Here is a 24,746-nt window from a genome sequence, read left to right as displayed (position 1 = left end):
TAAATATTAAAGAATGGGAGATGAAAGAATGAAGATCGAGATATATGGAACAGGATGCGCAAAGTGTCGGAAACTTTATCAGATGGTGACAGAAACGGTCAAGGAGATGGGGGTCCAGGCGGAAGTGGTCAAGATAGAGGACCTTCAAGCGATGATGGACAAAGGCGTAATGATCACGCCCGCTTTGTTCATCAATGGAGAGGCGGTCTCAGCAGGTCGTGTGCCAAAAAAAGAAGAGATCGTTAGAATGATCAAGGGGGACGACAATTGAGCCAAGATACTGTGCATCGTTACGATGATAAAGGCATATTGAAGATCGATCTCTGACATGATCGGAATTGCGTGTGCATATCATACCTTGATATCTGATTGTGAGGTAGAATAAAAGGCCCATTAAAAGACCCCATTTCGAAAAGAAGCCTGAGAGAGGATCCAGATCACGCCCTCAAATAATCGTCACAATAGAGCATCTCGTTCCGGAGAACCCGGGCCGTCTTTATCGTGTCCATCAGCGCCTTGTCCTCTGGATCTAGGATGGCGGCGCTGAGGCCAGCCCCCATCAGCATGGCGAGATAGGTCCTGTTGACAAGTTGGCGGTCCTTGCAACCGTTCGATATGTTGCTCAGCCCGACCACGGTCCTTATCGGCGGGTCGTTCAATGCCTGGAACATCTCGATCGCCTTGATCACCTTGATCCCCTGGTCCTGCGCCGCCTTGGTCGGCAGCACCAGAGGGTCCAACAATAATCGGTCTGGCATTATCTCATGTTCCATGGCCGTGGTTATCATGAGCATGGCAAGCTCCGCCCTCGAAGAGGAATCGTTCGGGATGCCCTTCTCGTCCATCGTCAGACATATCAGGTCTGAACCATATTCCCTGCAGAGCGGAAACAAAGCATCCATCTTCTTCTTCTCTGCGGTGGTCGAGTTCATTATCGTCTTGTTCTTTGCAGCCTTGAGGCCAGCTGCCATGGTCTTCACACCGGGCGTGTCGATGCAGAGTGTGACGTCTGTGACATCCTGAACCGTCCTGATGAGCCAATCCATCGCGGCAGGGCCATCCTCTCTACCTGGACCGACGTTGATGTCAAGTGCCTGTGCCCCGCATTCGACCTGATGGAGCGCATGGTCCTGTATCCATTTGGCATCTCTCCTGTCGATGGCCCTTCCGACCGATGTGAAAAGCCCATTGATACGCTCGCTGATGATGTACATGTCCCGACCGACCACGCCAACACAGTACATCATAAAAAGGGTTATTATCAGCGTTGGGCCTTGCTGAGGGGGAGGAGGGAAGATGGAAATCAAAATGATGCGTCTCGAGGAGCTACTGGGTTACAAGTTCTCGAACATTTCCCTTCTCGAGTTGGCATTGAGGCACAGGTCGGTCGGGTCAGAGAACAATGAGAGGCTCGAGTTCTTGGGGGATTCTGTGCTCTCGTTCATCGTCTCCAGGAAACTCTTCTTGGAAGGCCTGAAGGACGATGAGGCAACGTTGACCAGGAAAAGGAGCGTCCTCACCGACAGAACGACGCTTCGGAAGGTGGCAGAAAGATTAGGTCTTAAAGAACTGGTGATGGTGGGCGACTCGTTGCAAGGGAGGACCTCTCAGAAGATGCTTGCGGACGTGGTCGAGGCGATAATCGGTGCCGTCTATCTAGATGGAGGGGTCGAGGGCGCCGAGAGGGTGATATCGAAGATACTGTTCGAGGGGGACCTGGCGGCCGAGGCATTGGAGAGGCAGGACTGGATCAGTATGGTCAAGGAATGGTCAGACCAACAGAGGGTGCAATATCGTTATGTGACCTTCGAAGAGGATGCAGAGGATGGAAAATATTTCCAAGCATGGCTCACAGTGGGGGACCTAACCGAGACAGGCACCGGGGGGACAAAGAAGGAAGCAATGGCCTCTGCCGCAAAAAAGATGATGGCCAAACTGAGCCCATGAAGACCGCGTTCCTTATGTGATCAAAATGAGGATGCATCGATAAATGTCCAAATTGACAAGAACGTTCTCCATCTGATGATCAAGAATAGATCAAGCATATGATTTTGTGATGTTTGGTTTATTAGGTGAATTGCCCTTCACCTTCTCATGACCTTGAAGGATACGGTAAATTTTGTCGCGGACCTGATGGAAGTGTCTGCCAGGACCGCCCCAAAGGGGGTCGGTCAGGATTTTATAGAGGTCAAGGTCCTGACGGACGAGGAGAGGGTCGCGATCGGGAACGATATGTTGGCCATATCTAAGGAAAGGGACAGCCCTGGGTTTGAAAGGGATGGTAAAAACGTCCTCGGCTCGTCAGCGATGGTATTGATAGGTCTCCTGCCCCACAAGGGCGTGGGGCTTGATTGCGGGGCATGCGGTTTCAAGGACTGTGCATCTTTCAATGAAGCTTCCATCAAGGGAGACTTCGAAGGTCCCAACTGTGCCATAAGATTGTTGGACCTGGGCATCGCCCTGGGATCGGCCGTGAAGACAGCATCGGACCTGAACGTCGATAACAGGATAATGTATCGGGCAGGGGTGAGCGCAAAAAGGCTGGGCCTGATGAGGTCTAAGGTCATACATGGAATCCCCCTGTCGGCCACCGGGAAGAACATATTCTTCGATAGGCCGCAAAAGTAAGGTGGTCATTCAACGGAAGGCCGACCACATTCTCCATAAGGCCTTCAAGATACCTTTATCTTCGATCAGGGCATGTAGCTCCGGCATACACCTCCGAGTGGCGTGCCTATTGACCTGGAGGATTTCATTTGTCAAGGATCGAACGTGCTGTCATAAGCGTGTCCAACAAGGACGGCATTGTGGACTTTGCAAAGGGGCTGAGCGACCTGGGTGTGGAGATCATATCGACAGGTGGTACTGCCACGCTTTTGAGGAAGAACGGTATCGAGACGACCGGGATAAGCGAGGTCACAGGCTTCCCGGAGATGTTAGAGGGCAGGGTCAAGACGTTGCACCCCCTGATATTCGGCGGTATCCTTGCACGGCGAGACTCTGTCGACCATATGGCCCAGGTAGAGAAGATGAAGATCAAGACCATCGACATGGTCGTCGTCAACCTTTATCCTTTCAAGGAGACGGTATTGAAGGACCCGAATGACATTGAGCAGATCATCGAGAACATAGATATCGGGGGGCCGTCGATGATCAGGGCGGCTGCGAAGAACTATCAGAGCGTGGCGGTCGTGACCGACCCATCCAGATATCGGTCCGTATATGATGAGATGAGACTGAACGGTTGTACACTTTCATTGGAGACGAGGAAACGATTGATGCTCGAGGCCTTCCGTACCACGGCGAACTATGACTGTCTCATCGCGAATTTCCTAGGGAGGAAATTCCCTTCGGACGAATTCCCTTCGACCCTGAACATCGGGATGGAGAAGGCGTTCGACCTCCGCTATGGGGAGAACCCAGAGCAGACAGCCTCCTTCTACATCGACCCGTTCTCGGAGGGGGTCTCAGTGTCCCGTGCGGAAAAGCTGCATGGAAAGGAGATCTCTTACAACAACATATTGGACCTCGAGTCGGCGATGGAGCTCGTAAGGGAGTTCTCTCGACCCACCGCGGTCGTGATAAAGCATACAAATCCATGCGGTGTGGCATCGGCGGACAGGCTCGTAGATGCGTTCGTGACGGCGTACAATGTGGACCCCTTGGCAGCCTTCGGTTGCGTCATCGGGCTCAACAGGAAGGTCGACATGGCCACAGCGGAGCAGATTGGCTCGCATTTCGTGGACTGCGTCATCGCGCCGGACTATGACGATGATGCACTCGAGCACTTAAAGAAAAAGAAGAACGTTAGGCTCCTTAGGACCAATGCCCCGATCACCATCGACGAAAGACCTGAGCACAAGATGAAGAAGGTCAAGGGAGGCATCCTTGTCCAGACCAACAGACATGTCGAAGTGAACGAGTCGATGCTGAAGGTCGTGACCAAGCGCGCCCCTACAAAGGAAGAGGTCCACTCGATGCTCTTCGCCTGGAAGGTGTGTAAGCATGTGTGGTCCAACGCCATCATCCTGGCAAAGGGAGAGAGGGTGGTGGGCATAGGAGCAGGTCAGATGTCCCGGGTGGACTCGTCGATGATAGCTGCGCACAAGGCGAAGGAGGAGGCCAAGGGATCGGTAATGGCCTCGGACGCGTTCTTCCCCTTCAGGGACGGCATCGATGAGGCGGCCAAGGCAGGGGTGACAGCGGTGATCCAGCCAGGTGGCTCCATACGGGACGCCGAGGTGATACAGGCAGCCGATGAGCACGGCATGGCGATGGTCTTCACCGGGGTCAGGATATTCCGGCATTGAACATTGTTTGTCGATAAGAGCATGACCAGACAATTCGCTCATCATCTGTCCTGAAAATTCATTGGTCCATGCCCCCTCTCTTATCATTTCCCTGCATGCTTGTTGTTATTCTTCTTGAAGTAACAATTGTCCACCTTGCACGCGGATGCCTCAAGCTGGACCGTGACATGTGAGAACTTGAACTTGTTTTTGAGGACCTCCTCTATCTCTTCGATTATGCATGAACATGCACTGACAAGCTGGTCCTCGACGACGACATGGATGCTGATTGAGTAGATGTTCGAAGAAAGGGTCCACATATGGATATCATGGACCTCCCTGACCCCCTTCAATCTTAACATCTCCTGTCTCACATCCTCTGCCCTGATGTGGGAAGGAGCGAATTCCAATAGGACATCCAAGGACTGCCTGATGACGCCGAAGGCCCCCCACATTATGACCACCGCGATCATGATAGAAATGAGGGGGTCAGCAACCTTAAGGTCATAGAAGAATATCAGGACCGCCGCGACTATTACTCCAATTGAAGATAACAGGTCACCCAGGACATGAAGGAACGCCCCCCTGACGTTCAGGTTTTCATGGGCATGCCCTCGCAGGACAAAGAACCCAAAGACATTGGCCCCAAGCCCGACCAAAGCTACCATGAGCATCAACGGGGCCTCGATATCATGCGGTGCCTGATACCTAAGGTAGGCCTCATAAAGGATAAATCCCGACATCACCACCAGCACTATGCCGTTAAGAAGGGCGACAACGATCTCGACCCTGAAGAAACCGAATGTTTGTTTTTCGGTCGGTTCCTTTGTCGCGATCAAGGAGGCACCTAAGCTCAATGCCAAGGCAAGGGCATCCGTGAACATGTGCCCAGAATCCGAGAGCAAGGCCAGCGAACCAGATAGCCACCCCCCGATAAGTTCAAAGACCGCAAAGCTGCAGGTCATTGCAAATGCGAACAACAAAGGTCTTGTCACGCCCCCTTCGTTAGGGAGATGGGCGTGAACACGCACCTCTTTGTCTTGCCCCTCGTTCATCGGGAGGAGAGCGCATGGGGACCGATATTACATTTTCCCAGCGATCGTATAATAAGCTCGAATTCGATGTTCAAGATGGTGAGGGCATGAAGAGGTCGATCGGTGCTAGGACGTTGCTCTACCCTACACCTGTGATGGTGGTAGGGACATATGACCGCGAGGGGAGACCGAACGCAATGGTGGTTGCATGGGGAGGGATATGCTGTTCGGTCCCACCCTGTGTCGCCATATCGCTCAGGAAGGCGACCTACACATATTCCAATCTGATGGAGGGGATGGCATTCACTGTTTCCATCCCATCGGACGAGCATGTGGAGGAGGTGGACTATCTTGGCATTGCAAGCGGGAGGGATACGGACAAGTTCGAGGACACAGGTCTTACCCCTGAGAGGGCCGAGCGCGTCAATGCGCCCTTCGTCCGCGAGTTCCCGGTCGTGCTGGAGTGCAAGGTCGTGGGCATCCATGAGCTAGGTCTCCATACCCAGTTCATCGGCGAGATCGTCGATGTCAAGGTAGAGGACGACTGCCTCATAGATGGAAGCCCCGTCATCGAGAAGATAAGGCCCCTCATCTACAGCCCTGGCTCGTCCTCTTACTTCAACATCGGCGAAGAGCTGATGAAGGCCTTCACCTGTGGCAGGAAGTTCATGAAAAAATGATGGTGGGGGCCAGTGGAAATGCCCAGTAGGGTGCCGCTCCCTGCGACCACCTGCCTATGATGATGTGCGAGACCTATGTCCATTTGTTCTCAGGCCCTTATCCTTTCCATTATGATAGAGGTACGCCTCTTTCGACATCACAGCTCCGGTCCCTGTCCGATACCCGAACAATAAATAGCCTGGGCTCAGATTCGGTCAGTATGAGCTTTCAGGTCAGGTTCTTTCCCAAGAACGTCGACATCACCCTTGATGGACCGACAACGGTCCTAGAGGCCGCTTTCCTGGCAGGGGTCGAGATCAACAGCGCCTGCGGTGGAAAGGGTGAATGCGGCCGATGCAAGGTGCTGGTCGAAGGGCCGGTCCAAGGGCCGATGTCAGATTCCATCTCGAAGGAGGATTGGGAGAGGGGATGGAGGCTCGCGTGCACCGCAAAAGTGGTCGGGGACTCGGCAATTTTTGTTCCAGAGGGCTCTAGGGTGGAGGACCTTCAGATATTCGAGGGCTTCGTTGCTGGAGAGGTCAGGGACATCTCACCGATGACCACGGCAGAGTACATCGAGATACCACCGCCCTCGCTAGATGACAACCGCGGGGACGTTGAGAGGTTGAGCGCGTCCCTTGGCCTCAAGGATGGAGACCTTCACATATCATTGGATATGCTAAGGGACCTTCCGAAGATAGTCCGGGACAGCGGTTGGAGGGTCACCGCCGTCGTCGACAGGGTCAACTGTCGTCCTGCCCTGGTGGACATCAATAACTGGGACACCTCGGGCAGAAACTTCGGGATAGCATTGGACATCGGGACGACCACGGTGGTCCTGGCGTTGATCGACATGAGGACCGGCAAGATATTGGCCCAGGCCTCGGACCACAACAAGCAGGTGATGTGCGGAGAGGATGTGCTGGCCCGGATCGCATATGCTGAGGATGGAGGTCTCGAAAGGCTCCGTCAGCTCATCCTCGAGAGCATAGATTATCTGATCTCACAGGTGGTCGTCCTATCGGAGGTGTGCAGACCTGACAATAAGAAGGTATGCAGGGAGGAGGTGACAGCAATGGCAATTGCTGGGAACACCACCATGATACATCTTCTGATGGGACTGCATCCTAAACAGATAAGGTATCAGCCTTACGTGTCCGTGACCAACCTCCCACCTGTTTACAGGGCAAGAGAGCTGGACATCAAGATACATCCCGAGGCCCCTGTCTACATTGTCCCGGGAAGGGCGAGCTATGTCGGCGGGGACATCATCGCGGACGTCCTGGCGAGCGGGATGCATCTTTCGGACGAGGTATCATTGCTCATCGATGTCGGGACCAATGGCGAGGTCGTTCTTGGGAACAGGGACTGGATGGTCTCATGCTCTTGTTCGGCCGGACCTGCCTTCGAGGGAGGAGAGGTCGCGTCTGGAATGAGGGCGATGACAGGTGCCATAGAGAAGGTATCGATCGATAAGGACCTCGAGGTCACATACCAGACCATCAGAGGGGACAAGCCAAGAGGAATATGCGGCTCCGGTCTCATCGACGTGGTCCATGAGCTCTTTTTCCGCGGGGTGATTGATAAAAAGGGGAAGATACAGGACATCAGGATCAGGAGGGTCCGCGCCAATGATAATGGAAGGGAGTTCGTGGTGGCGTTCGCTCAGGAGACAAAGGAGACCGCAATAAGCCTGGCCATGAAGGCGAAGAGCGGGGTGTGGGGCGCCAAGACCGTCCAGGGCAGGGACATCGTGATAACCGACGATGATATCGTGAACATCATACGGACCAAGGCGGCGCTCTATGCAGCATGTGATGTGCTGGTGGAGAGCATGGACATGAGGTTCGATGATGTCAGGAAGGTCTATATCGCAGGTGGCTTTGGGAATTACATCGATGTGGAGAAGGCCGTGGGGATAGGACTGCTCCCTGACATACCACGGGAACGGTTCGTATTCCTAGGGAACGCTGCACTTGCGGGCGCAAGGCTCACTCTCTTATCGGCAGCCAAGAGGAAGGAGGCGGTCGATATCTATTCAAGGATGACATATCTTGAGCTGACCACCAACAACACGTTCTTCGACAAGTTCACATCATCGCTCTTCCTACCACATACTGACGTGGACAGGTTCCCTACCGTCAAGGCGCGGCTAGTAACTGATGCCAGCCATTGATGACGTCTTTGACCCAATAGGCCTCTCGTACATCCTGGTCGAGGGCCCGATACGCCTCTTGACGCAACATACTGCCTCTATGTCCTGGTGTACGGTCCACCTCAGATATGACTGCAAAAAATGATAAGGATGAGGGCCGTTCGCATTCAAGATATGGATTGGAACTGCGCGTCAACCTGCATCGGCTCATTGCCTCACACAGACCCGAAGAAGGCCCTGGACCTCATAATGTCCCATCTTAAAGAGGTCCCTTTCTGGCCCCAGCTGCCCAATCTCGGTTTCGGGGAGAACATGTACGCACAGTTCTCCACCAAGCTACCAGGGATAAGGATCGATGCCGAGGCGAAAAAGGTCACGGTCGATCTGAACGACTATGACCCTGAGGCGTTCTACATCGCGGTGGTGGAAGAGGACCTCGACCATTTCGCGTATGAGGAGGAGAACTTCCACGGGCTCTTCGAGCTCTTGAGGAGGATGCCGTCAGGAGCAAGGGCGGTCAAAGGACAGGTGACAGGACCTATCAGCACCGGGCTCCAGATATTCGACCAGAATGGCAAGTCCGCCCTTTACGACGACTTCTATGGTGAGATCATCAGGAGGGACCTCAACTTCTGCGCGAGATGGCAGGAGAAGAAGCTCAAGGAGATGAACGATAACGTGGTGATCTTCCTCGATGAGCCCTCGCTCTCGCTGGTGGGCACCCCTTTCGCCCCTATCCCCCATGAGAAGGTGGTGCTTTGGATAAACGAGGTGCTGGACGGATTGAGCTGCATCAAAGGGCTCCACTGCTGCGGGAACACCGATTGGCCGATGGTGCTCTCAACGAACATCGACCTGCTGTCCTTCGATGCCTACAGCTATGCTTTCTCCATCGCGCTCTATCCCAAAGAGGTCTCTTCCTTCTTGGAAAGGGGAGGGGCGCTCTCTTGGGGCATCGTGCCGAACATGGACAGCAGGATCGACAAGGAGACGGTCCATTCCCTCGTGGCAAGACTGGAGGATGGCATCGGTTCCCTGGTATCGAAGGGCGTCGACAGGGACCTGCTCCTTGAACGGTCGGTCCTGACGCCCCAATGCGGCCTCGGAGGTCTCGACGAGGAGAGATGCGGCCGCGTGCTGGAACTGCTGACCGGTGTCTCGGAGGAGATGAGGAGAAGGCACGGCCTCGGTGAGTGACATGGCGTTCATAGTGGCGGTCGCTGGCAAGGGCGGCGTTGGAAAGACGACGATAGCATCGATGCTCGTCATGGCACTTGCAGAGCGGGCCAGGGCGGTCGTGCTCGCCATCGATGCCGACCCGAACTCGAACCTCGGTGAGAAGTTGGGGGTGAAGGTCGGAAGGACCATAGGCGATCTGCGGGAGGACCTTTTGAAGAAGGCGGAAGAGATGCCTGCCGGGACCAGCAAACATGATATGGTCAGATATCAGATGAAGCTCGCAATGGTCGAGGGAAGGGACTTCGACCTGCTCACGATGGGAAGGCCAGAAGGTCCAGGATGTTATTGCTACATCAACAACATATTGCGCACATTCATCGACGAGGCCATCGACTCGTATCCTTATGTCGTGATAGATAACGAGGCGGGCCTGGAGCATCTGTCAAGAAGGACAACGAAAAGGATGGACGCCCTGATGCTGGTATCGGACCCGACAAAAGCGGGCATCGAGACAGCGAAGAGGATCTCCACACTGGCTGATGAGATGGATATCAAGGTAGGGAGAAGATATCTCCTGCTGAACAGGGTGAATGAGCACGTCCCTGCTCCATTGGCGTCATCGATCGGCCCACCCTTCAACGTCGTTCAGCTGCCTGAGGACCCTGAGGTCGCGAGGCTCAACGCCATGGGGGAGCCGCTCTCCCTCGTTCCATCGTCGAACCCTCTCAGGAACAAGGTCAGGGAACTGGCCTACAATCTCCGTTGATGCTCGGTCATTTTTAAGTAATCCGTCGGTCCTTCATCCGCTCGGGATGCACATCGATTGGAAGGGCCTGCTGTTCCCTACAAAGGACTCCAGGCACGGAAACTGGATAGTCCTGATGATAATGTTCGTCACGGGGAGAGCGATAGTGCTGGTCTGGGTGGGGGACCGCTCTGAGCACACGTACCTCCTCATCTTTCTCTCATCGATGTTGACCCTGACATATGGCGCGCTCCGGCTGGTAGAGCTGCTTAACGTGCCTGGTTTTAAGGTCAGGTACATGGTCCGTTCGGCCAACGTGATCTTCATGATCATGATACTCATCGGTGAGCTCTTCTATCATGAGATGATGGGCCGCGCCCTGCTCGTGCTCGCCCTGTTGGCGATAGAGTTCAACCTCGTGTCGATGTTCATCGAGTACACTGGTAAGGACCAGTGGCTCAGGCATCAGCTCAGGCGCCTGGTGACAAGGAAAAGATGGTGAATCACTGCAGCCCTTTCAGGAACTTCGGCACGCCCGAGGACTCCTTTGGTCCGACGATAACTTTCATCCCCGTGACCTCACCGAGCTTTGCGGCCATCCTGGCGACCATGCCGGGGATGATCAGCGTGTTCGATCTGGACCTGGTCCTTGCGTTGGACCGTTCGAGCGCCCTGTTGACCGCCTCGGCGGTCAACTTGCCTGCTGCGTAGGCCGTCAGCACCGAGAGCCCTTCTGTATCAACGACCTGGAGCCAGACGGGGACCTTGCTCTTCTCGATATCTGCCATCACTGTGAAGTAGGTCAGGGAGAAGTTCGTCGTGAAGAGGATGGGCGACGTCTCGTCCGGCCCGTTGACAGGATAAAGGTCGGCCTTCACCTGGATAGGGACCTGCGGGTCCGTGTAGATGTTCTGCCTCAATACGAACAGAGGGAAGGCCTCCTCTGGCGGAAGGGAGTCGAAGGACACTATCCCTCCATACTTCATGGTCGCCACGGCCCCGAACTGCATCCTTTCCGCCCTGGGCGCGGAGACGAATATAGGGTACCCCAATCCCCTGAAGACCTTCCTCACGCTCAATTTTCGGATTATGGTAGATCTCTCGAGCAGGGTCTTCAGGTCCTTGGCGCCGAAGTCCAGGACGATATCCTCTATCCCGACAGCCTTCACCTTCGCGACCAGGTCGGCCAGCTCGTTCAGCCCCTTGTCCTCATACACGACGAGCGGGCATCCCAGCTCCTTCGCCACCGCCGCCATCTCTTTATAATTCTCGGCGTCAGCGCAGTGCAACAAAGGGCGCCTTGTCCTGACCTTGAGCCCCGCCGACCTCATGTCAGAGGGGGACCTTGTCATTATCACCAACGGCCTCTCGGTGCCCGAGGCGGCCACCTCGACGGCCTGGACGAACCTCTGGCCACCAACCTTGGACCTGACGGTCAGTAGGTCCAGCGTCATGGTCTGCCCTACACGCTCGAACCGCATGCGGTTGGAGGCCAGGACCTCTCTCTCGATTGCCTCGTCGGTCATCGAGTCATCGACCTCCGTCGAGTATCTTGTCGGATTGAAGAAGCGCTTCTCATGACGGTACAGCTCGGTCTCATCGCCTATCTCGATCACCCGGTGGTCCACGCCGACCTTGATCAATCTGATGGGCGGTGCTGAGGACGATGCCAATGCGGCCTTTCCGGCCTCTGAGATGTAAGGGCAGTCCTCCAGCTTCGCCTTTGCATTGGCCAATTGCATGGCGAAGGCCAGGCAGGTGGGGTTCCTGCACTCGCCGCAGTTCTTCTTAGGGAGGTGCTTGAATATCTCGATGGCAGTAGGCATCTCAACGACCCCCCCTCAGGCCATCGATGGCCTTCCTGGTCTCGGCCACCGCCGCCGGGCTCCTCATTATCAGTATATCAGCGCCGGAGAGCAGGGCCGCCAGGGCCGTCATGGTCTCCCACCATTTTCCTCTGGCCTCCTTCGGTCCCCAATCCGGGACATCATCGGTCGCCTCCCGGCATTTCCACGCCCCTGTACAATCGCAGAGCATGGGCTGCTGGAGCATGCTGTCACCGGAGAGCGCTGCCAACCTTATCCTCTCGTTGACCGAGTATGAATATTCAAGCCCCATCCCCAGAGGTGCCATCAACGGGTCCATGATGATGTTCTCCCTCTTCACCCCGAAGTCCGTGAGGAGGATGGTGATCTGCTTGGCCAGGTTGATATCCAGGTTGGAGAACGCGACCACCGCATGGTCGTTCGCCATGGCCGCGGCGGAGATCGACTTGTACGCTCCTTCCTCGACATGTCCGAGCAACAGCCTCTCCTTCGGGGCGGCGTTGCTGACGGCCTCCATGACCTTGGCGTCCTTCTCCTCCTGTCCACATCCATATACGATGAGGGGGACGTCCACCGCCCTTAGGACCTCCAGCACGGTCCTGGCAGCATCCTCTGCAGAGGCATTCTTTTCCTCCGGGTTGGTGGATGTGAGGCGCAGGCATACAAGATCGGACCCGAAATCCTCGACCCATGCCCTGGCCCACTCTCCAGGTGAGCTGACCGCATTGCCGAGCTCCCTCCTTATCTGCTCTGGAAGGTCCGAAGCGTCGTCCATGACCTCGCCAGCGATAAGGGGCCTGTTGGGCGCCGCACCCTCATAGGACAGGAAAGGCATGGACGTCTCCCCGCCCACCATAAGGACCTTCCTGCGCGACCCTCCCAGCTCTACCATTGAACCCAATGACACCGTGCCGACCTTCCCCGACCATTTCTCCTTTGGAATTGGAACCTCGACCATCTGCTCACCTTGAAATCACGATCATGACAGCAACGGGGGCATCCTCAGCGCAGGGTGGTCCACCTTGGCCATCCACTCCACGAGCCCCTCCGCCTCGGTCGTCACCGTCTCATCGGCTATCTTTTCGACGAAATCGCTCTCGCCCAGTTCCATGGCCCTGTGGTTGAGCTCTTTCCTTAACGCCTCCTTCAGGTCCTTGGGCATCCAGGCTATGCGCAGGAATCCGCCGTCCGCCGATATGAACTTCTTGCTCGTAAGATATTTTCTACCGACGCCGATGAACCCTGGCGTCTGTTTCCCGCCACCAATATTTCCTGCCAACGTGGAGAACTTCATTCCGACAGGGGTCATTCCACCATACTCCCTGTTCACGACAATCACGCCCTGCATGTCCGCAGTCATGGCCACAATGCACTCGAAGCATCCGCAGGAGGTCATCGGATCCTCCATCAGTGAATAGGCGTTGAACCTTTCGATCTTCCCATGTGTCAGCTCGCGCACAGCATCATTGACGCCCTGCCACTGGCCCTTGTCCGCGTCGATGCACTCACCCTTCACTATGGGCTGGTTGGGCCCTGATGGAACTATCTCCTTTCCCGTCCTGGCATCGAGCCAGTTGATCGCTCCACATAGTCCCAGCCTTTCAGGCGTGATTATGCAGACATGGTCCGGGGCGAACGACTGGCACATAAGGCAGGAATAGAAGGTGTCTACCGCATCATCGGTAAGGTCTTCCAATCTCTGGTCCCTCCTGGCATAGGCCTCGACCGCCTCCGCAAGGTTGGCACGGATCTCCTGCGCATCGGTCATTATCCTGACCTGGACCCTGCTCACGATGTTCCCGAACTCCTCCTTCAGCTTTGTGACCAAGATGTTCCCTATATGTCTCAGTCGGAACCCCGCGGCGACCGCCGACCTGCTTATCCTGATCCAGTTCATGTTTCGTTGACCAGTGTGCCATACTCCCTCGGCGAAGTTCAGGTAGAGGTGGATCCTCCTCTCCATCACCGATTCAAAGTCCTCCTGCATCCTCTTGCCATAGACATCTACGAGTATCGCCAAGGGCGTGACGCTCCCTTCCTGGAACTCATCAAGGTCCTTACCGATCACGATGACCCTTCCATCCTCCACCTCGGCCTCCGGCCTCGACCTCAGGAGCTCATAGGACATAGTCCTCGCCGCCCCTCCCGCCTCAATGTAGGTGTCAGGCTTCCTTACGGTCTCGCCCTCGAAGGCGGGGCCGAAAGCGACCGGTATGTCGACCTTCGACGACGTGACCTTGATGTCCCTGATCTCAAGTGCGACCTGCAACATCTTCGACATGTCACGTTGTTGGACCAATCTATCTGGAACTCCTTCCACGTTCTGGTCGGTGATGACCGGTATCCCGTGAAGCAGCGATGCGAACGCGGCCGCCGCGGTCATATCATCGATCTCGCCGAAGGCCAGGACAAACGCCTTGACACGCTTGGCCAGATATCCCTGGAGGCGGTCCCTGTCCCCCCTTTGCACCCCACCGAACGACAAGGCGGCCCTTACAGCGAAGTTCAGGGCGTGCACCACCTGCGTCCCGCTGCCGACCGGATAGAGCATTCGGTCCAGCCCGGTCCTTATCCCAAGGGACCTGAGCTGAGGGATGACCTCGTTGGCGGCGATGATAAGCATGCCCTTCCCCTGGAGGTCCCTGACCATCTTTGAAAGCCCTTCCAGGTCCGAGGCCTTTCCTAACAGGACGGCGATGCCGGGGATGGTGTCGTCGACGAGGGAGACGCCCAGTTCTCTAAGGACCCTGTCCGGTATGAAACCACAGAGGTCCGTGCCTTCATAGGGTCTCGCCCCGTCCAGATATCTTAGCGCCTCCACGATCTCGGCCGAGACCATCAATGCCTCTCCCGCGGCCATCCCGTTCTCCAATGTGATCTCATCGGTCAGCCCTGAGGCTGCCCTGTCAAGCACTGGCTCAAGGTCGGACAGCACATGGACCTCGGCCCCGTCCCATGCGTATATCGTCGGAAGCTCATAGGCCGTCTCAGGGTATTCGACGGGCATGTCCTTTCCATATCGCTGAACGGCCTTTTCCATGGCCGACCTGGCCAGGTCCAGGGCGGTCTTTGCCCCTTGCACAGCCATGCGAATGACGGTCTGGTTCGATATCGTCTCCCTGGCACTGTTTTCTCCCTTTAAGGAAAGGTCTGCCTGTCCGCTCATCTTCTTCCGGTCCTTCTATAAGGTAACGGACATTCTGAAAACCCTTCGACCATTTAAATCCTGCATATCAAAAGAGCGGGGCCGGCCATTTGGACCAGGGTCGGGCCCCCTTCTCCATGACCGGGGCGTCCTATGGGGACCGGACCTTTGCACGGATGTTAAATAAGCTTTGTTTGAATCACTACAACGTGAAGGACCAAAAGATCATTATATCAAGGACCCCAGGCGGGATCCCTGTCATAGTCGAGACATTACCGCACACCAGGTCTGTCGCCACGGCCATCTGTGTCGGGGTGGGCTCAAGGGATGAGTCTCTGGAGAACAGTGGCATTTCGCATTTCTTAGAGCATATGATGTTCCGAGGCACTAGCAACAGGAGCTACAAGGAGGTCAACGAGACCATTGAGGATGCCGGGGGGTATCTCAACGCGTTCACGATGCACGAGCTGACGGCGTTCTATTCTTTGACCATGGACGAGACGACCCCGGTAGGGATGATGCTCTTGGAGGACATCTTCAACCATTCGACCATGGCACCGGAGCACATCGCCCTTGAGAAGGGCGTGATCAAGCAGGAGCTCAACAACATGATCAACGACCCTGACATGTACATCCGAAGGCTCCTGATGCAGACCCATTTCGGGGACCACCCCTTGGCGAGGCCGATATTGGGGCGGGAGGAGACGGTCGAATCATTCGAGAGGGAGCAGTTGTTAGAGTATCATTCGAAGCACTATTGCCCGCCGCACCTGGCGGTCGTGGCCGCAGGCAACGTCAATGCCGAGGAGGTATTGGACTGGGCCTCAAGGGCGTTGGACCATAAGACAGACAACGGGCACAGAAAAGAGAGGACGGCCCCCTCTCACCGTTCCAGCATTGACATCTACCCCCGGAACGGAGAACATACCTATGTGGGTATAGGGCTCCCAGGCGTCGAGGCGGGGAGCGACCTTGCGCCGGTCGCCGATGTCATGTGCACCATACTCAATGGAGGGTCGAGCTCTCGGCTCAACCACAAGATAAGGGAGGAGGAAGGGCTCGTGTACAGCATCACCACCACGCCCATCCCCTATAAGGACGTGGGCACGATAGACACGTACTTCTCCACCACCAGTGAGAGGGCAGAACGGGTCCTGGACCTCTTTGCCCAGGAGCTGAAAAGGTTCAAGGAGGAAGGGATCAGGCCTGGGGAGATGGAAAGGGCGAAAAGGGTCATCAAGGGCGCTCTCTATAGGGTCTATGGGCAGCCGAGGGACGACATGAGGACGATGATCTATTCCTTCATGATGACCGGAAAGGTCCGTACGGTGGATGAGATGGTCTCGCGGATCGAGGCCGTCTCGGAAGAGCAGGTGATGTCCTTCGCGGACTCTCAGTTGAACCGCGGCATGATGTGCGCCGCCGTGCACGCGGCGAAGGAGAAGGCAGAACCTGTGGCGATCAAGGCGGCGAGCATAGATTTCTAGGTCATGCCATCGGCACACGGTCGGATAGGAAGAATGGCCCCGACATGTTCCTCCATCAAGGCGACCGATGCCCCCATCCCAATTGGGCTACCGCAATGTCAGATAAGGTATGTCCTCAAGGCCGCCCATTCATTCCAGCACGACCAATGCCTGACCGCCCTCGACCATCTCGCCAGGCCGGACCTTTATCTCCTTGACCTTGCCCGAACCCTCGGACATGATCTCGTTCTCCATCTTCATCGCCTCCAGGATGACGACCACCTGGTTAGGCCTGACCTCGTCACCTGCCTTTACCTTGATGGTGATGACCTTGCCCGGCATCGGCGCCTCGACGACCTTCGCCCCGCCACCATTGTTGCCATTGTCGACGGCCTCCAGCACGACCTGCTCGATCTCCCGCACCTGCTCGACCTTTACGAGCATCTTCCGGCCTGAGGATGAGACCGTGGCCCCTTCGTCAAGCTGCCCTTCCACCTCTATGGGGAACAGCTCGCCGTTGATGTAAAGGCCGTTGTCCTTGAACACGCATTTATAGATCTGGCCATCGATCGTGACCTTGTACTCTCCGGTGGCCTTGTCCACAACGACATCATGCGGGTGCCCGTTGGCCGTGATCTTCAATTTCATAGGTTCCACCCCCCGCCGTTGATGGCCTCACGCCTGGCCGCCCAGACCCAGAGGTCGACGTCCCTGCCCTGCGCCTTCGGCTCGATCTTCTTCTCGGTAGAGCGCATGTAGAGCGCGGCCACGGCAGCAAGGTCCTTCAGGTTGAGCCCCTTCTCGTTCATCTCCCTCTCCTTGAAGAACTCGATCGCTACCTGTGGGAACAGCGCGTATGAGAGCACGTCCTCGTCCGAGCGCGCGTACTGGGATATCTCTTTCTTCAGCTTCTCGAACTCGGGCTCCAGGAGGTCCGCCGGACGTACCGTGATGGGCTGCTCGTCGCCTATGATCTTCCTGCGTATCTCGGGCCTTATCTCCGCGGGAGTCTTGCCATAAAGCCCCCTTACGACGTCCTTGGTCTCCTTGGTGACCATCTTGTACCTCTCACCGGCTATGACATTGAGGACCGCCTGGGTTCCGACTATCTGGGAGGTCGGGGTGACCAGCGGGACATGGCCCAGGTCCGCCTTGACCCGCGGGACCTCCTCCAGCACCTCCTGCAGCTTGTCCTCCTTCTTCGCCTCCCGCAGCTGCGTGGCGAAGTTCGACATCATGCCCCCAGGGATCTGGTAGATCAGGACGTCAGTGTCGATGGTGATCGCCTCCCCCTCGAAGGCCTTATACTTCTTCCTGACCTTCTTGAAGTAGGCGGATATCTCTGCCAGCTTCCTCAGGTCGAGGCCAGTGTCATACTCTGTGCCCTTCAGCATCGCCACGACCGTCTCGGTCGGGGAATGGGACGTGCCCATGCTCAATGAGGAGATGACCGTGTCGACGATCTCCGCCCCCGCCTCGATCGCCTTCAGCGTCGCGGGGAGGGCCATCCCCGAGGTCATATGCGAATGGAAGTGCACCGGTAGGGCGGTCTCCTCCCTCAGCTGCTTGACCAGCTCGTAAGCGTCCATGGGGGAGATGAGGCCGGCCATGTCCTTGATGCACAACGTGTCCGCCCCCATCTCCTGCAGCCTCTTGGCCACCCTCACGAAAGCAGGGATGTCATGCACTGGGGAGATGGTGTAGGAAAGGGCCGCCTCCACGACACCCCCGCATTTCTTAACGGTCCTCATGGCCGTCTGCATGTTGCGCGGGTCGTTGAGCGCGTCGAATATCCTGAAGATATCGATGCCCCGGGCCGAGGCCCTCTCCACGAACTTCTCGACGATGTCATCGGAGTAATGCCTGTAACCGACGATGTTCTGACCCCTCAGGAGCATCTGGAAGGGTGTGTTCGGCATCTCCTTCTTCAGCAAGGTGATCCGCTCCCAGGGGTCCTCTTTCAGGAACCTCAGGGCGGTGTCGAAGGTCGCTCCCCCCCACATCTCAACTGACCAATATCCGACCTCGTCCATGAGGGGCGCGATCGGCAGCATGTCCTCGGTCCTCATCCTGGTCGAAAGGAGCGATTGATGCCCATCGCGGAGCACCAGGTCCGTTATCTTGACCTTCATCTCTCTTCCTCACAGTGGCATGTTCCCGTGCTTCTTGGCGGGACGGGACTCCCGTTTCTTCTCGAGCATCTTCAAAGCGCTTATGATCCTTGGCCTGGTCTCCTTCGGTTCTATGATGTCGTCAAGGTATCCCCTTTCGGCCGCGACGAAGGCGGACGCATACACCTTCCGATATTCGGTGATGAGCTCGTCCCTCTTCACCTGGGGGTCCTCGGCCATGATGAGCTCCTGTTTGTAGACGATGTTTATCGCGCCCTCTGGACCGACAACGGCGATCTCGGCGCTGGGCCAGGCCAGGTTTATGTCCGCACGTATGTGCTTGGAGGCCATGACGCAGTAACCAGCTCCGATCGCCTTCCTGGTCACGACCGTGATCTTAGGGCAGGTGGCCTCGCAGTAGGCGTAAAGCAGCTTCGAGCTGTTGCGTATCAGGCCTTCGAACTCCTGCTCCTTGGAGGGAAGATATCCTGGCACGTCGACGAACGTGATGATGGGGATGTTGAAGGAGTCACAGAACCTGACGAACCTCGCCGCCTTGACCGAAGAGTGGTTGTCCAACGTGCCGGCGAAGACCATCGGCTCGTTCGCGACCACCCCGACGACCGCCCCGTCCATCCGGGCGAAGCCGACGATGATGTTCTTCGCGAAGTTCTCCTGGACCTCCATGAACTCACCGGAGTCGAAGACCTTCCTGATGACCTCCCGCATCTCATATGGCTTCTGCGGGTCCTCCGGGACTATGAAGTCCAGAGAGTCCTCCCTCCGCTCAGGGTCGTCCTTTGGTTTTTGATAGGGCGGGCTGTCAAGATTGTTGGATGGGAGATAGGAGAGAAGCCTCTTCGCCTTCTTGATGCAGTCCAGGTCGTCATCGCAGACGAAATGCGACGTGCCCGACTTGTTCATGTGGGTGATGGCTCCGCCCAGCTCCTCGAAGGAAACATCCTCGTTCTGCACGGCCTTGATGACATCGGGCCCTATCATGAACATATGGGCCTTCTTGTTGACCATGAGCACGAAATCGGCAAGACCTGGACCGAAGGTCATGCCACCGGCACAGGGGCCCATGACCAATGCTATCTGCGGGATGACGCCCGACGCGAGGGAGCAGCGGTAGAAGAACTCCCCGAACCCCTGAAGGCTCTCTGCCCCCTCTTGTATGCGCGCCCCTCCGGTGTCATATATGCCGATCACCGGGGAACCTGTCCTCATGGCCATGTCGTAGACCTTGCATATCTTCATGGCATGCATCCTGCCTACGCTACCGGCGAACACTGTGAAGTCCTGCGCGAAGACGAAGACCTGCCTGCCGTCTATGGTCCCATGACCTGTGACCACACCATCCCCTGGAAGCTTGTTCTTGTCCATACCGAACTGGCTGGACTGATGGGTGACGAAGGCGTCGAACTCGACGAAGCTGCCCGGGTCGAGGAGGGCATCGATCCGGTCACGGGCGGTAAGCTTGCCCTGTCTGCGGTGCTTCTCGACACGGTCAGGACCACCGCCTATCCTTGACCTCTTCTTCATCTCCTTGAGCTCCTTGTGCCTCTCCTCGTTGCCCATGTTCAGCCTCCAGGTTCCTCCTCAAATCACGTGTGGTTAATTAACGCTTGTTGCCGATATTATTCTAATATTACCCCGAATCTCATTCATACCTCAGGCTGTAAGCCGAATCGAGCCTGTATGTCAGTCCGTCGTCCCCTTTAATTATCAGAGCGCCCGAAGCATCAATGTACAGCGCCCTGCCCGATATCCTCTGGTCCCCTACGCTCCCTATGACATGATTGCCAAGGGTGGAGGACCTTTTCAAGTAATCGTCCGTGGTGACCTTCCCATTCAGGTACCTGCCATAGAAATCATCGAGCTTGAACAGCAACGTATGCAGGAAAGCGTCCTGATCGAACTCGCGTCCTGAGATCGATGACAATGAGCCGGGATTGTCACCGACGAGCTCCTCAGGTCTTGAATTGAGGTTGATACCTATACCTAGGACCAGGTGGAGCATATCGCCCCCCTTCGACGACGATTCCACCAGTATCCCGCCTACCTTTTTACCCTCTACGATCACGTCGTTCGGCCATTTCAACGTGGCCTGCAGGTATGTCATCTCACTTATAGTGTCGACCACTGGTATGCCGAACATGACGGTCAGGTGCAGGATCTCTGAGGCGCTCATCTTCGGTCTCAGGATGACCGACATATAGATGCCGCCCTCGGGAGATGACCAATGCCTTCCTGACCGGCCCTTCCCGGCGGTCTGCCGCCGGGCGACTATCACGGTACCCTCCTCCGCACCTTCGGCCGCCAGCAGCTTCGCCGCCTCGTTCGTGGAGGAGACCTCCTCCTTCAGCAATACCTTGCGACCGATGATCATCGCAGCTCACTGTGCCCTAGACCTTGATCTCCCTGAGGGACAGGAGCTCATAGCGCCCCTCGACCCCTGCCATATGGGAGGAGAGCTCCTTCACCAGCGCGACCATGCCACCATGGTACTTCGTCACGTCGGCCACGACCCTGATCGTCATCCTCTCATAGAACACGAGCACCCTGGTATAGAGTGCCAGGAGGTTGATGTCCACCTTCGCCATCGCGCTGGTGACCTCGAATATCGCCCCCGGCTTGTCCGGGATGCACACCTCGAACTCGACGAGCTTGGTGTCATAGGGAAGGAACGACAATGATAGGACCCAGGCATTAAGGTCGGCCACCAACATGACCACGGAGCCATCCTTGACGTCCTCCAGGTTGGCCATAAGATCCGCCGGGATCTCCATGATGCCGTTCTTTAAAATAGAGGGTTTTTTCTGCCTCTGCCTCACCGGCTTGACCTTGACGTTCGAGCCCTCAGAGTGTATGCCCTTCGTGTATCGGTCCGAGATATTGGACGGCTCTATCTCCATGGCATCCACGTTCGATATCGACAGCGACTTCTGCTTCTTGAGCGTCTCGAACTCATCCCTCAGCTGGGAGACGTCGCCATAATACGAAAGGTCTACCAGCATCCTCCAGACCATCGTGACGTTGGAGATCATGGTTATGCTGACAGAGTTGAGGATGTCGATATTTCGCTCTGCAAGGAACTTGGAGACCTGCGCACATGCACCAGGCGCGTCATTCAGATAGAAGGTGGCCTGGCATATCTGTCTGTAGTTCTCTGGTCCGAAGGTCGAGGCGACTATCTCATATCCGCTGAAGCCATCACGGTCATAGCGGAACATCGTTGTGTAGACCTGACTTCCGTCGACCAGGCCAAGTGCCTTGGCTATCTTCTCTGTGACGGCGATCTTCGAGCCTTGCAGCCTCGTGAAATCATATAATCTCATGTACGGACCCAATCCGTCAAATCGATAATGAATGATAAACCTTGTCATGCCGATTCTTAATAGAATCTGAACCCGATCTTCGCCTATAAGTTCATCCAGAGGGCCCCTCCACCTCGCACCTGCACGCCATCGCATCGATGACCGGCTCCAGTTCGAGCAGGCGCCTTCCCCTTTCCGTCATCCTCGTGACCACGCCCGATCCATGGTCAACGAGGCCGCGCTCTTCCAGTTCGTGCATGGATGACAATATGGCCTCCCTCACGTGGGAACCTGGCGCGTCCACCTTTGCAAGCATAAGCTCATTTATGCATCTCTCTGCCGCGATGATGCCGATGATCTCCTCGTGATCATCCTCTCTCTCTGCAAAAGGGTTAAAGAAGCGAACCTCAAGGCCATACATCGCCAAGGTCCTAGGTGCGCCTTCTTCGTCGAGAAGGATGAGCTCATCCCCTGTTGCCAGGGCGGCTTCGATCCTTTCCTTCATCGTTGACCCATCAGGCGAGACCTTCTTAAGGACCACCATCGGATACTGGCTCAACATGAAGATCATCTCATCGATGAGCGAATCGACATCAACATGAACCGTGCGCAGGTAGTCATAGGTGTCCCTCTCGCCATCTGGACCCCTCTCCGTTCGAGAGGCCCACATCACCTCCGACATTATCAGCTTGGGAAGGTTCACGATGTAACATGGGATCAGGACGACGCCCGAGCTCTCGACCCTATGACGGCCTTCCCTCATCCCAAGGATGTGGCCTTCTGGATAAACGAACCATTTCCAATCCTCCCACATGTCCTCTGGTATGGGGTCGAAGCTGACCATCGTCCCTCTGAGAGGGTTCGATGATATTAGCCTTTGCCGCATCACGGTCGGTGAGAACAAGAAAACCCTTAATAAGAAGGGGACCGCTGTCACCTGACATCATCAAGGGCATCGGCAGGCCCTTTCAATTTCAGGGCATAGTTATGTCAGGTTTCATAGAGGTCAAGGACCTGGTCAAGGTGTATTCTGGTAATGTGAAGGCCGTTGACGGCATTACCTTCGAGGTAAAGGAGGGCGAGATCTTCGGGTTTCTCGGGCCCAATGGCGCGGGAAAGACCACGACGATCGCCATGTTGACAACGTTGCTGGTCCCAACGAGCGGCACCGCCTCGATCGGTGGATATGATGTTGTAAAGAGGCAGAAGGAGGTCCGCTCCATAATCGGTCTTGTGCCACAGGAGCTGACCGTCGATGACGAGCTCACAGGGCGGGAGAACATGTTGCTCCAGGCGGACCTTTATAACGTTGATAGAAAGGAGGCTAAAAAGCGCATAGACGAGCTCCTGGGGCTTGTCAAACTGGACGACTCGGCCGACAGGTTGGTGAGGACCTATTCAGGAGGAATGAGGAAGCGGCTAGAGCTTGCGGAGGGCCTCATCCATTCCCCGAAGGTGCTATTCCTTGACGAGCCCACGCTAGGATTGGACGTTCAGACAAGGGCGGTCATGTGGGAGCACATACGCGAGCTGAAAAGGAAGTCGAACATGACGGTCTTCATGACCACCCATTACCTGGAGGAGGCGGACTCTCTCTGCGATAGGATAGGCATCATAGACATGGGAAGGATAATGGCCATGGACACGCCTGCGACGTTGAAGAGGTCGCTCGGAGGGGACGTCGTCTCTTTGAAGGTGAACGAGGACATCGACTTCACCGAGACGATAAGGTCGACCTCTGGAGTTTTGGATGTCAAGAGGGAGGGTAGCTCATACAGGGTCAAGGTGCTCAGCGGGGAATCTGCGGCGCCAGGACTAATGCAGGCCATCGCCAGGTCGGGTGGAACAGTGACCTATGTGAGCCTGGAAAGACCCAATATGGACCAGGTGTTCCTCGAATATACGGGCCGCTCGCTCCGCGACGCGGAGCAGTCAGGGAACGGAACATCGCTCCCTCCATTTGCCGTCATGAGGAGGGGGAGATGAATGCTGCGCCAGACTTATGCCCTCACAATACGTGAGCTGAAACATTGGTACAGGGCGAGGATCCAGATCTTCATGACCCTTATTCAGCCCATCCTCTGGCTAGGGCTCTTCGGCCAGGCGGTCGCATTCCCTATGCCCAGGGAGATGCTCCAAGGGGCCCCTGATTATATCTCGTTCATGTCCGTCGGCATGGTCGCGGTCGTCACCCTCTTCACCTGCATGTTCAGCGGTATGTCGATCGTATGGGACAGGAGGTTGGGGTTCCTCAACAAGCTCCGGGTCGCGCCGATACCGAGGGGCGTCATTCCGACCTCGAGGGTATTGGCGTCGGTCATAAGGGCTATGATATCTGGCCTCATGGTCCTGCTCATAGCCCTGGTCTTCGTCCATATACCGGGTCTCAAAGGGCTGACCGTGACCTCGGACTTTGGGGCGTTCGAGCTCGGTTCCATGCTCCTTATCATGTTCCTTCTGGCGCTCGGTTTCGCGGCGATATTCGTGTCCATCGCCCTTACCATCAAGAACCAGGAGACCTTGTTCGGGGTCGTGAACCTTCTGAACCTCCCAGTGATGTTCGCATCGGCAGCGCTGTTCCCTGTCGACGGGATGCCTGGATGGCTTGAGGCCGTGGCGAAGGTGAACCCATTGACCTTGGCCGTGGACGGGATCAGGCAACTGATGTTCGAGGGGGCGACATCGATCTACGACCTTGGCGTGGACATGCTTGGACTCATGCTGTTCGCAGGTATGTTCGTCGGTCTGGGGATCATTCTGGCAAGGTATTCGCTGAAGGAGAAGTGACAGGCATTTAGCAACTAATTTTCATTGGC

At 56.1% G+C, this 24,746-nt stretch carries 23 protein-coding genes; 12 read left to right on the top strand and 11 right to left on the bottom strand.

Features of this window, described 5'->3' with window-relative positions; translation table 11 throughout:
* Positions 1–28: 28 nt before the first annotated feature.
* Entirely contained in the window at positions 29–271 is a 243-nt protein-coding gene (locus HPY73_03430) for a TM0996/MTH895 family glutaredoxin-like protein (protein ID QLH74594.1), read from the top strand.
* Between the two features lie 166 nt (positions 272–437).
* Here HPY73_03430 and HPY73_03425 read toward each other — a convergent pair whose 3' ends face one another.
* Complete coding sequence (locus tag HPY73_03425) at positions 438–1,214, bottom strand: dihydropteroate synthase (GenBank protein QLH75638.1); 777 nt, start codon at positions 1,212–1,214, stop codon at positions 438–440.
* Between the two features lie 82 nt (positions 1,215–1,296).
* On the opposite strand from HPY73_03425, the gene HPY73_03420 reads away from it, so the two are divergent.
* The 3 genes from HPY73_03420 to purH all read left to right on the top strand — a co-directional run bounded on the left by HPY73_03420 (position 1,297) and on the right by purH (position 4,310).
* The gene (locus tag HPY73_03420) at positions 1,297–1,947 is read left to right on the top strand and encodes a ribonuclease III family protein (protein ID QLH74593.1); all 651 of its coding nucleotides are present in this window, start codon (positions 1,297–1,299) and stop codon (positions 1,945–1,947) included.
* Positions 1,948–2,094: 147 nt separating this feature from the next.
* Positions 2,095–2,628 carry a hypothetical protein gene (locus tag HPY73_03415; protein QLH74592.1) on the top strand — a complete coding sequence of 178 codons (534 nt, stop codon included), beginning with the start codon at positions 2,095–2,097 and terminating at the stop codon, positions 2,626–2,628.
* A 128-nt stretch (positions 2,629–2,756) separates the two neighbouring features.
* Positions 2,757–4,310, top strand: a complete 1,554-nt coding sequence (gene purH, locus HPY73_03410) for a bifunctional phosphoribosylaminoimidazolecarboxamide formyltransferase/IMP cyclohydrolase (GenBank protein ID QLH74591.1) — start codon at positions 2,757–2,759, stop codon at positions 4,308–4,310.
* An 83-nt stretch (positions 4,311–4,393) separates the two neighbouring features.
* Here the strand turns inward: purH and HPY73_03405 are convergent, their stop codons facing one another.
* Positions 4,394–5,344, bottom strand: a complete 951-nt coding sequence (locus HPY73_03405; protein QLH74590.1) for a cation transporter — start codon at positions 5,342–5,344, stop codon at positions 4,394–4,396.
* Between the two features lie 86 nt (positions 5,345–5,430).
* On the opposite strand from HPY73_03405, the gene HPY73_03400 reads away from it, so the two are divergent.
* The 5 genes from HPY73_03400 to HPY73_03380 all read left to right on the top strand — a co-directional run bounded on the left by HPY73_03400 (position 5,431) and on the right by HPY73_03380 (position 10,564).
* Positions 5,431–6,003 (top strand): flavin reductase family protein, encoded by a 573-nt coding sequence (locus HPY73_03400; protein ID QLH74589.1) that lies wholly within the window; start codon positions 5,431–5,433, stop codon positions 6,001–6,003.
* 200 nt (positions 6,004–6,203) lie between these two features.
* Positions 6,204–8,159, top strand: coding sequence for a DUF4445 domain-containing protein (locus HPY73_03395; protein ID QLH74588.1), 1,956 nt, complete (start codon positions 6,204–6,206; stop codon positions 8,157–8,159).
* 153 nt (positions 8,160–8,312) lie between these two features.
* Positions 8,313–9,335, top strand: coding sequence for a methionine synthase (locus HPY73_03390; protein ID QLH74587.1), 1,023 nt, complete (start codon positions 8,313–8,315; stop codon positions 9,333–9,335).
* Entirely contained in the window at positions 9,328–10,083 is a 756-nt protein-coding gene (locus HPY73_03385) for an AAA family ATPase (GenBank protein ID QLH74586.1), read from the top strand. Before HPY73_03390 ends, HPY73_03385 begins: the two co-directional genes overlap by 8 nt.
* Positions 10,084–10,129: 46 nt before the next feature.
* Complete coding sequence (locus HPY73_03380) at positions 10,130–10,564, top strand: hypothetical protein (GenBank protein QLH74585.1); 435 nt, start codon at positions 10,130–10,132, stop codon at positions 10,562–10,564.
* A gap of 1 nt (position 10,565) precedes the next feature.
* On the opposite strand, the gene HPY73_03375 is transcribed toward HPY73_03380, so the two are convergent.
* The 3 genes from HPY73_03375 to cdhC are packed head-to-tail and all read right to left on the bottom strand — an operon-like array spanning position 10,566 to position 14,976.
* Positions 10,566–11,888, bottom strand: coding sequence for an acetyl-CoA decarbonylase/synthase complex subunit gamma (locus HPY73_03375; GenBank protein QLH74584.1), 1,323 nt, complete (start codon positions 11,886–11,888; stop codon positions 10,566–10,568).
* 1 nt (position 11,889) lies between these two features.
* The gene (locus HPY73_03370; protein QLH74583.1) at positions 11,890–12,846 is read right to left on the bottom strand and encodes an acetyl-CoA decarbonylase/synthase complex subunit delta; all 957 of its coding nucleotides are present in this window, start codon (positions 12,844–12,846) and stop codon (positions 11,890–11,892) included.
* A 21-nt stretch (positions 12,847–12,867) separates the two neighbouring features.
* Positions 12,868–14,976, bottom strand: coding sequence for a CO dehydrogenase/CO-methylating acetyl-CoA synthase complex subunit beta (cdhC, locus tag HPY73_03365; protein QLH75637.1), 2,109 nt, complete (start codon positions 14,974–14,976; stop codon positions 12,868–12,870).
* A gap of 266 nt (positions 14,977–15,242) precedes the next feature.
* Between cdhC and HPY73_03360 the strand changes: the two genes are divergently transcribed.
* Complete coding sequence (locus HPY73_03360) at positions 15,243–16,520, top strand: insulinase family protein (protein QLH74582.1); 1,278 nt, start codon at positions 15,243–15,245, stop codon at positions 16,518–16,520.
* Between the two features lie 129 nt (positions 16,521–16,649).
* Here HPY73_03360 and HPY73_03355 read toward each other — a convergent pair whose 3' ends face one another.
* The 6 genes from HPY73_03355 to HPY73_03330 all read right to left on the bottom strand — a co-directional run bounded on the left by HPY73_03355 (position 16,650) and on the right by HPY73_03330 (position 22,816).
* Positions 16,650–17,147, bottom strand: coding sequence for an acetyl-CoA carboxylase biotin carboxyl carrier protein subunit (locus HPY73_03355; protein ID QLH74581.1), 498 nt, complete (start codon positions 17,145–17,147; stop codon positions 16,650–16,652).
* On the bottom strand, positions 17,144–18,631 hold the full coding sequence (locus tag HPY73_03350) for a pyruvate/oxaloacetate carboxyltransferase (protein QLH74580.1): 1,488 nt from the start codon (positions 18,629–18,631) through the stop codon (positions 17,144–17,146). The genes HPY73_03355 and HPY73_03350 overlap by 4 nt, the downstream gene beginning before the upstream one ends.
* A 9-nt stretch (positions 18,632–18,640) precedes the next feature.
* Complete coding sequence (locus tag HPY73_03345) at positions 18,641–20,191, bottom strand: acyl-CoA carboxylase subunit beta (GenBank protein ID QLH74579.1); 1,551 nt, start codon at positions 20,189–20,191, stop codon at positions 18,641–18,643.
* 82 nt (positions 20,192–20,273) lie between these two features.
* Positions 20,274–21,002 carry a biotin--[acetyl-CoA-carboxylase] ligase gene (locus HPY73_03340; protein ID QLH74578.1) on the bottom strand — a complete coding sequence of 243 codons (729 nt, stop codon included), beginning with the start codon at positions 21,000–21,002 and terminating at the stop codon, positions 20,274–20,276.
* A 16-nt stretch (positions 21,003–21,018) separates the two neighbouring features.
* Positions 21,019–21,951: a hypothetical protein gene (locus HPY73_03335; GenBank protein QLH74577.1), complete on the bottom strand. Its 933-nt coding sequence runs from the start codon at positions 21,949–21,951 to the stop codon at positions 21,019–21,021.
* A gap of 91 nt (positions 21,952–22,042) precedes the next feature.
* Positions 22,043–22,816: a hypothetical protein gene (locus HPY73_03330; GenBank protein QLH74576.1), complete on the bottom strand. Its 774-nt coding sequence runs from the start codon at positions 22,814–22,816 to the stop codon at positions 22,043–22,045.
* 101 nt (positions 22,817–22,917) lie between these two features.
* Between HPY73_03330 and HPY73_03325 the strand changes: the two genes are divergently transcribed.
* Both HPY73_03325 and HPY73_03320 read left to right on the top strand, forming a co-directional pair.
* Positions 22,918–23,916 carry an ATP-binding cassette domain-containing protein gene (locus HPY73_03325; protein ID QLH74575.1) on the top strand — a complete coding sequence of 333 codons (999 nt, stop codon included), beginning with the start codon at positions 22,918–22,920 and terminating at the stop codon, positions 23,914–23,916.
* On the top strand, positions 23,917–24,717 hold the full coding sequence (locus tag HPY73_03320) for an ABC transporter permease (protein ID QLH74574.1): 801 nt from the start codon (positions 23,917–23,919) through the stop codon (positions 24,715–24,717).
* Positions 24,718–24,746 lie beyond the last annotated feature (29 nt).

Source organism: Methanomassiliicoccales archaeon (assembly GCA_013415865.1).
Taxonomy (GTDB): domain Archaea; phylum Thermoplasmatota; class Thermoplasmata; order Methanomassiliicoccales; family UBA472; genus MVRC01.
This window is presented reverse-complemented; position numbering and strand designations above follow the sequence as displayed.

Excerpts from the sequence above, each read along its gene's own strand:
- HPY73_03430 (QLH74594.1), top strand. The coding sequence starts at position 29 with ATGAAGATCGAGATATATGGAACAGGATGCGCAAAGTGTCGGAAACTT.
- HPY73_03425 (QLH75638.1), bottom strand. The coding sequence starts at position 1,214 with ATGTACATCATCAGCGAGCGTATCAATGGGCTTTTCACATCGGTCGGA.
- HPY73_03420 (QLH74593.1), top strand. The coding sequence starts at position 1,297 with ATGGAAATCAAAATGATGCGTCTCGAGGAGCTACTGGGTTACAAGTTC.
- HPY73_03415 (QLH74592.1), top strand. The coding sequence starts at position 2,095 with ATGACCTTGAAGGATACGGTAAATTTTGTCGCGGACCTGATGGAAGTG.
- HPY73_03405 (QLH74590.1), bottom strand. The coding sequence starts at position 5,344 with ATGAACGAGGGGCAAGACAAAGAGGTGCGTGTTCACGCCCATCTCCCT.
- HPY73_03400 (QLH74589.1), top strand. The coding sequence starts at position 5,431 with ATGAAGAGGTCGATCGGTGCTAGGACGTTGCTCTACCCTACACCTGTG.
- HPY73_03395 (QLH74588.1), top strand. The coding sequence starts at position 6,204 with ATGAGCTTTCAGGTCAGGTTCTTTCCCAAGAACGTCGACATCACCCTT.
- HPY73_03390 (QLH74587.1), top strand. The coding sequence starts at position 8,313 with ATGGATTGGAACTGCGCGTCAACCTGCATCGGCTCATTGCCTCACACA.
- HPY73_03380 (QLH74585.1), top strand. The coding sequence starts at position 10,130 with ATGCACATCGATTGGAAGGGCCTGCTGTTCCCTACAAAGGACTCCAGG.
- HPY73_03375 (QLH74584.1), bottom strand. The coding sequence starts at position 11,888 with ATGCCTACTGCCATCGAGATATTCAAGCACCTCCCTAAGAAGAACTGC.
- HPY73_03370 (QLH74583.1), bottom strand. The coding sequence starts at position 12,846 with ATGGTCGAGGTTCCAATTCCAAAGGAGAAATGGTCGGGGAAGGTCGGC.
- cdhC (QLH75637.1), bottom strand. The coding sequence starts at position 14,976 with ATGGCTGTGCAAGGGGCAAAGACCGCCCTGGACCTGGCCAGGTCGGCC.
- HPY73_03355 (QLH74581.1), bottom strand. The coding sequence starts at position 17,147 with ATGAAATTGAAGATCACGGCCAACGGGCACCCGCATGATGTCGTTGTG.
- HPY73_03350 (QLH74580.1), bottom strand. The coding sequence starts at position 18,631 with ATGAAGGTCAAGATAACGGACCTGGTGCTCCGCGATGGGCATCAATCG.
- HPY73_03345 (QLH74579.1), bottom strand. The coding sequence starts at position 20,191 with ATGGGCAACGAGGAGAGGCACAAGGAGCTCAAGGAGATGAAGAAGAGG.
- HPY73_03340 (QLH74578.1), bottom strand. The coding sequence starts at position 21,002 with ATGATCATCGGTCGCAAGGTATTGCTGAAGGAGGAGGTCTCCTCCACG.
- HPY73_03335 (QLH74577.1), bottom strand. The coding sequence starts at position 21,951 with ATGAGATTATATGATTTCACGAGGCTGCAAGGCTCGAAGATCGCCGTC.
- HPY73_03330 (QLH74576.1), bottom strand. The coding sequence starts at position 22,816 with ATGCGGCAAAGGCTAATATCATCGAACCCTCTCAGAGGGACGATGGTC.
- HPY73_03325 (QLH74575.1), top strand. The coding sequence starts at position 22,918 with ATGTCAGGTTTCATAGAGGTCAAGGACCTGGTCAAGGTGTATTCTGGT.
- HPY73_03320 (QLH74574.1), top strand. The coding sequence starts at position 23,917 with ATGCTGCGCCAGACTTATGCCCTCACAATACGTGAGCTGAAACATTGG.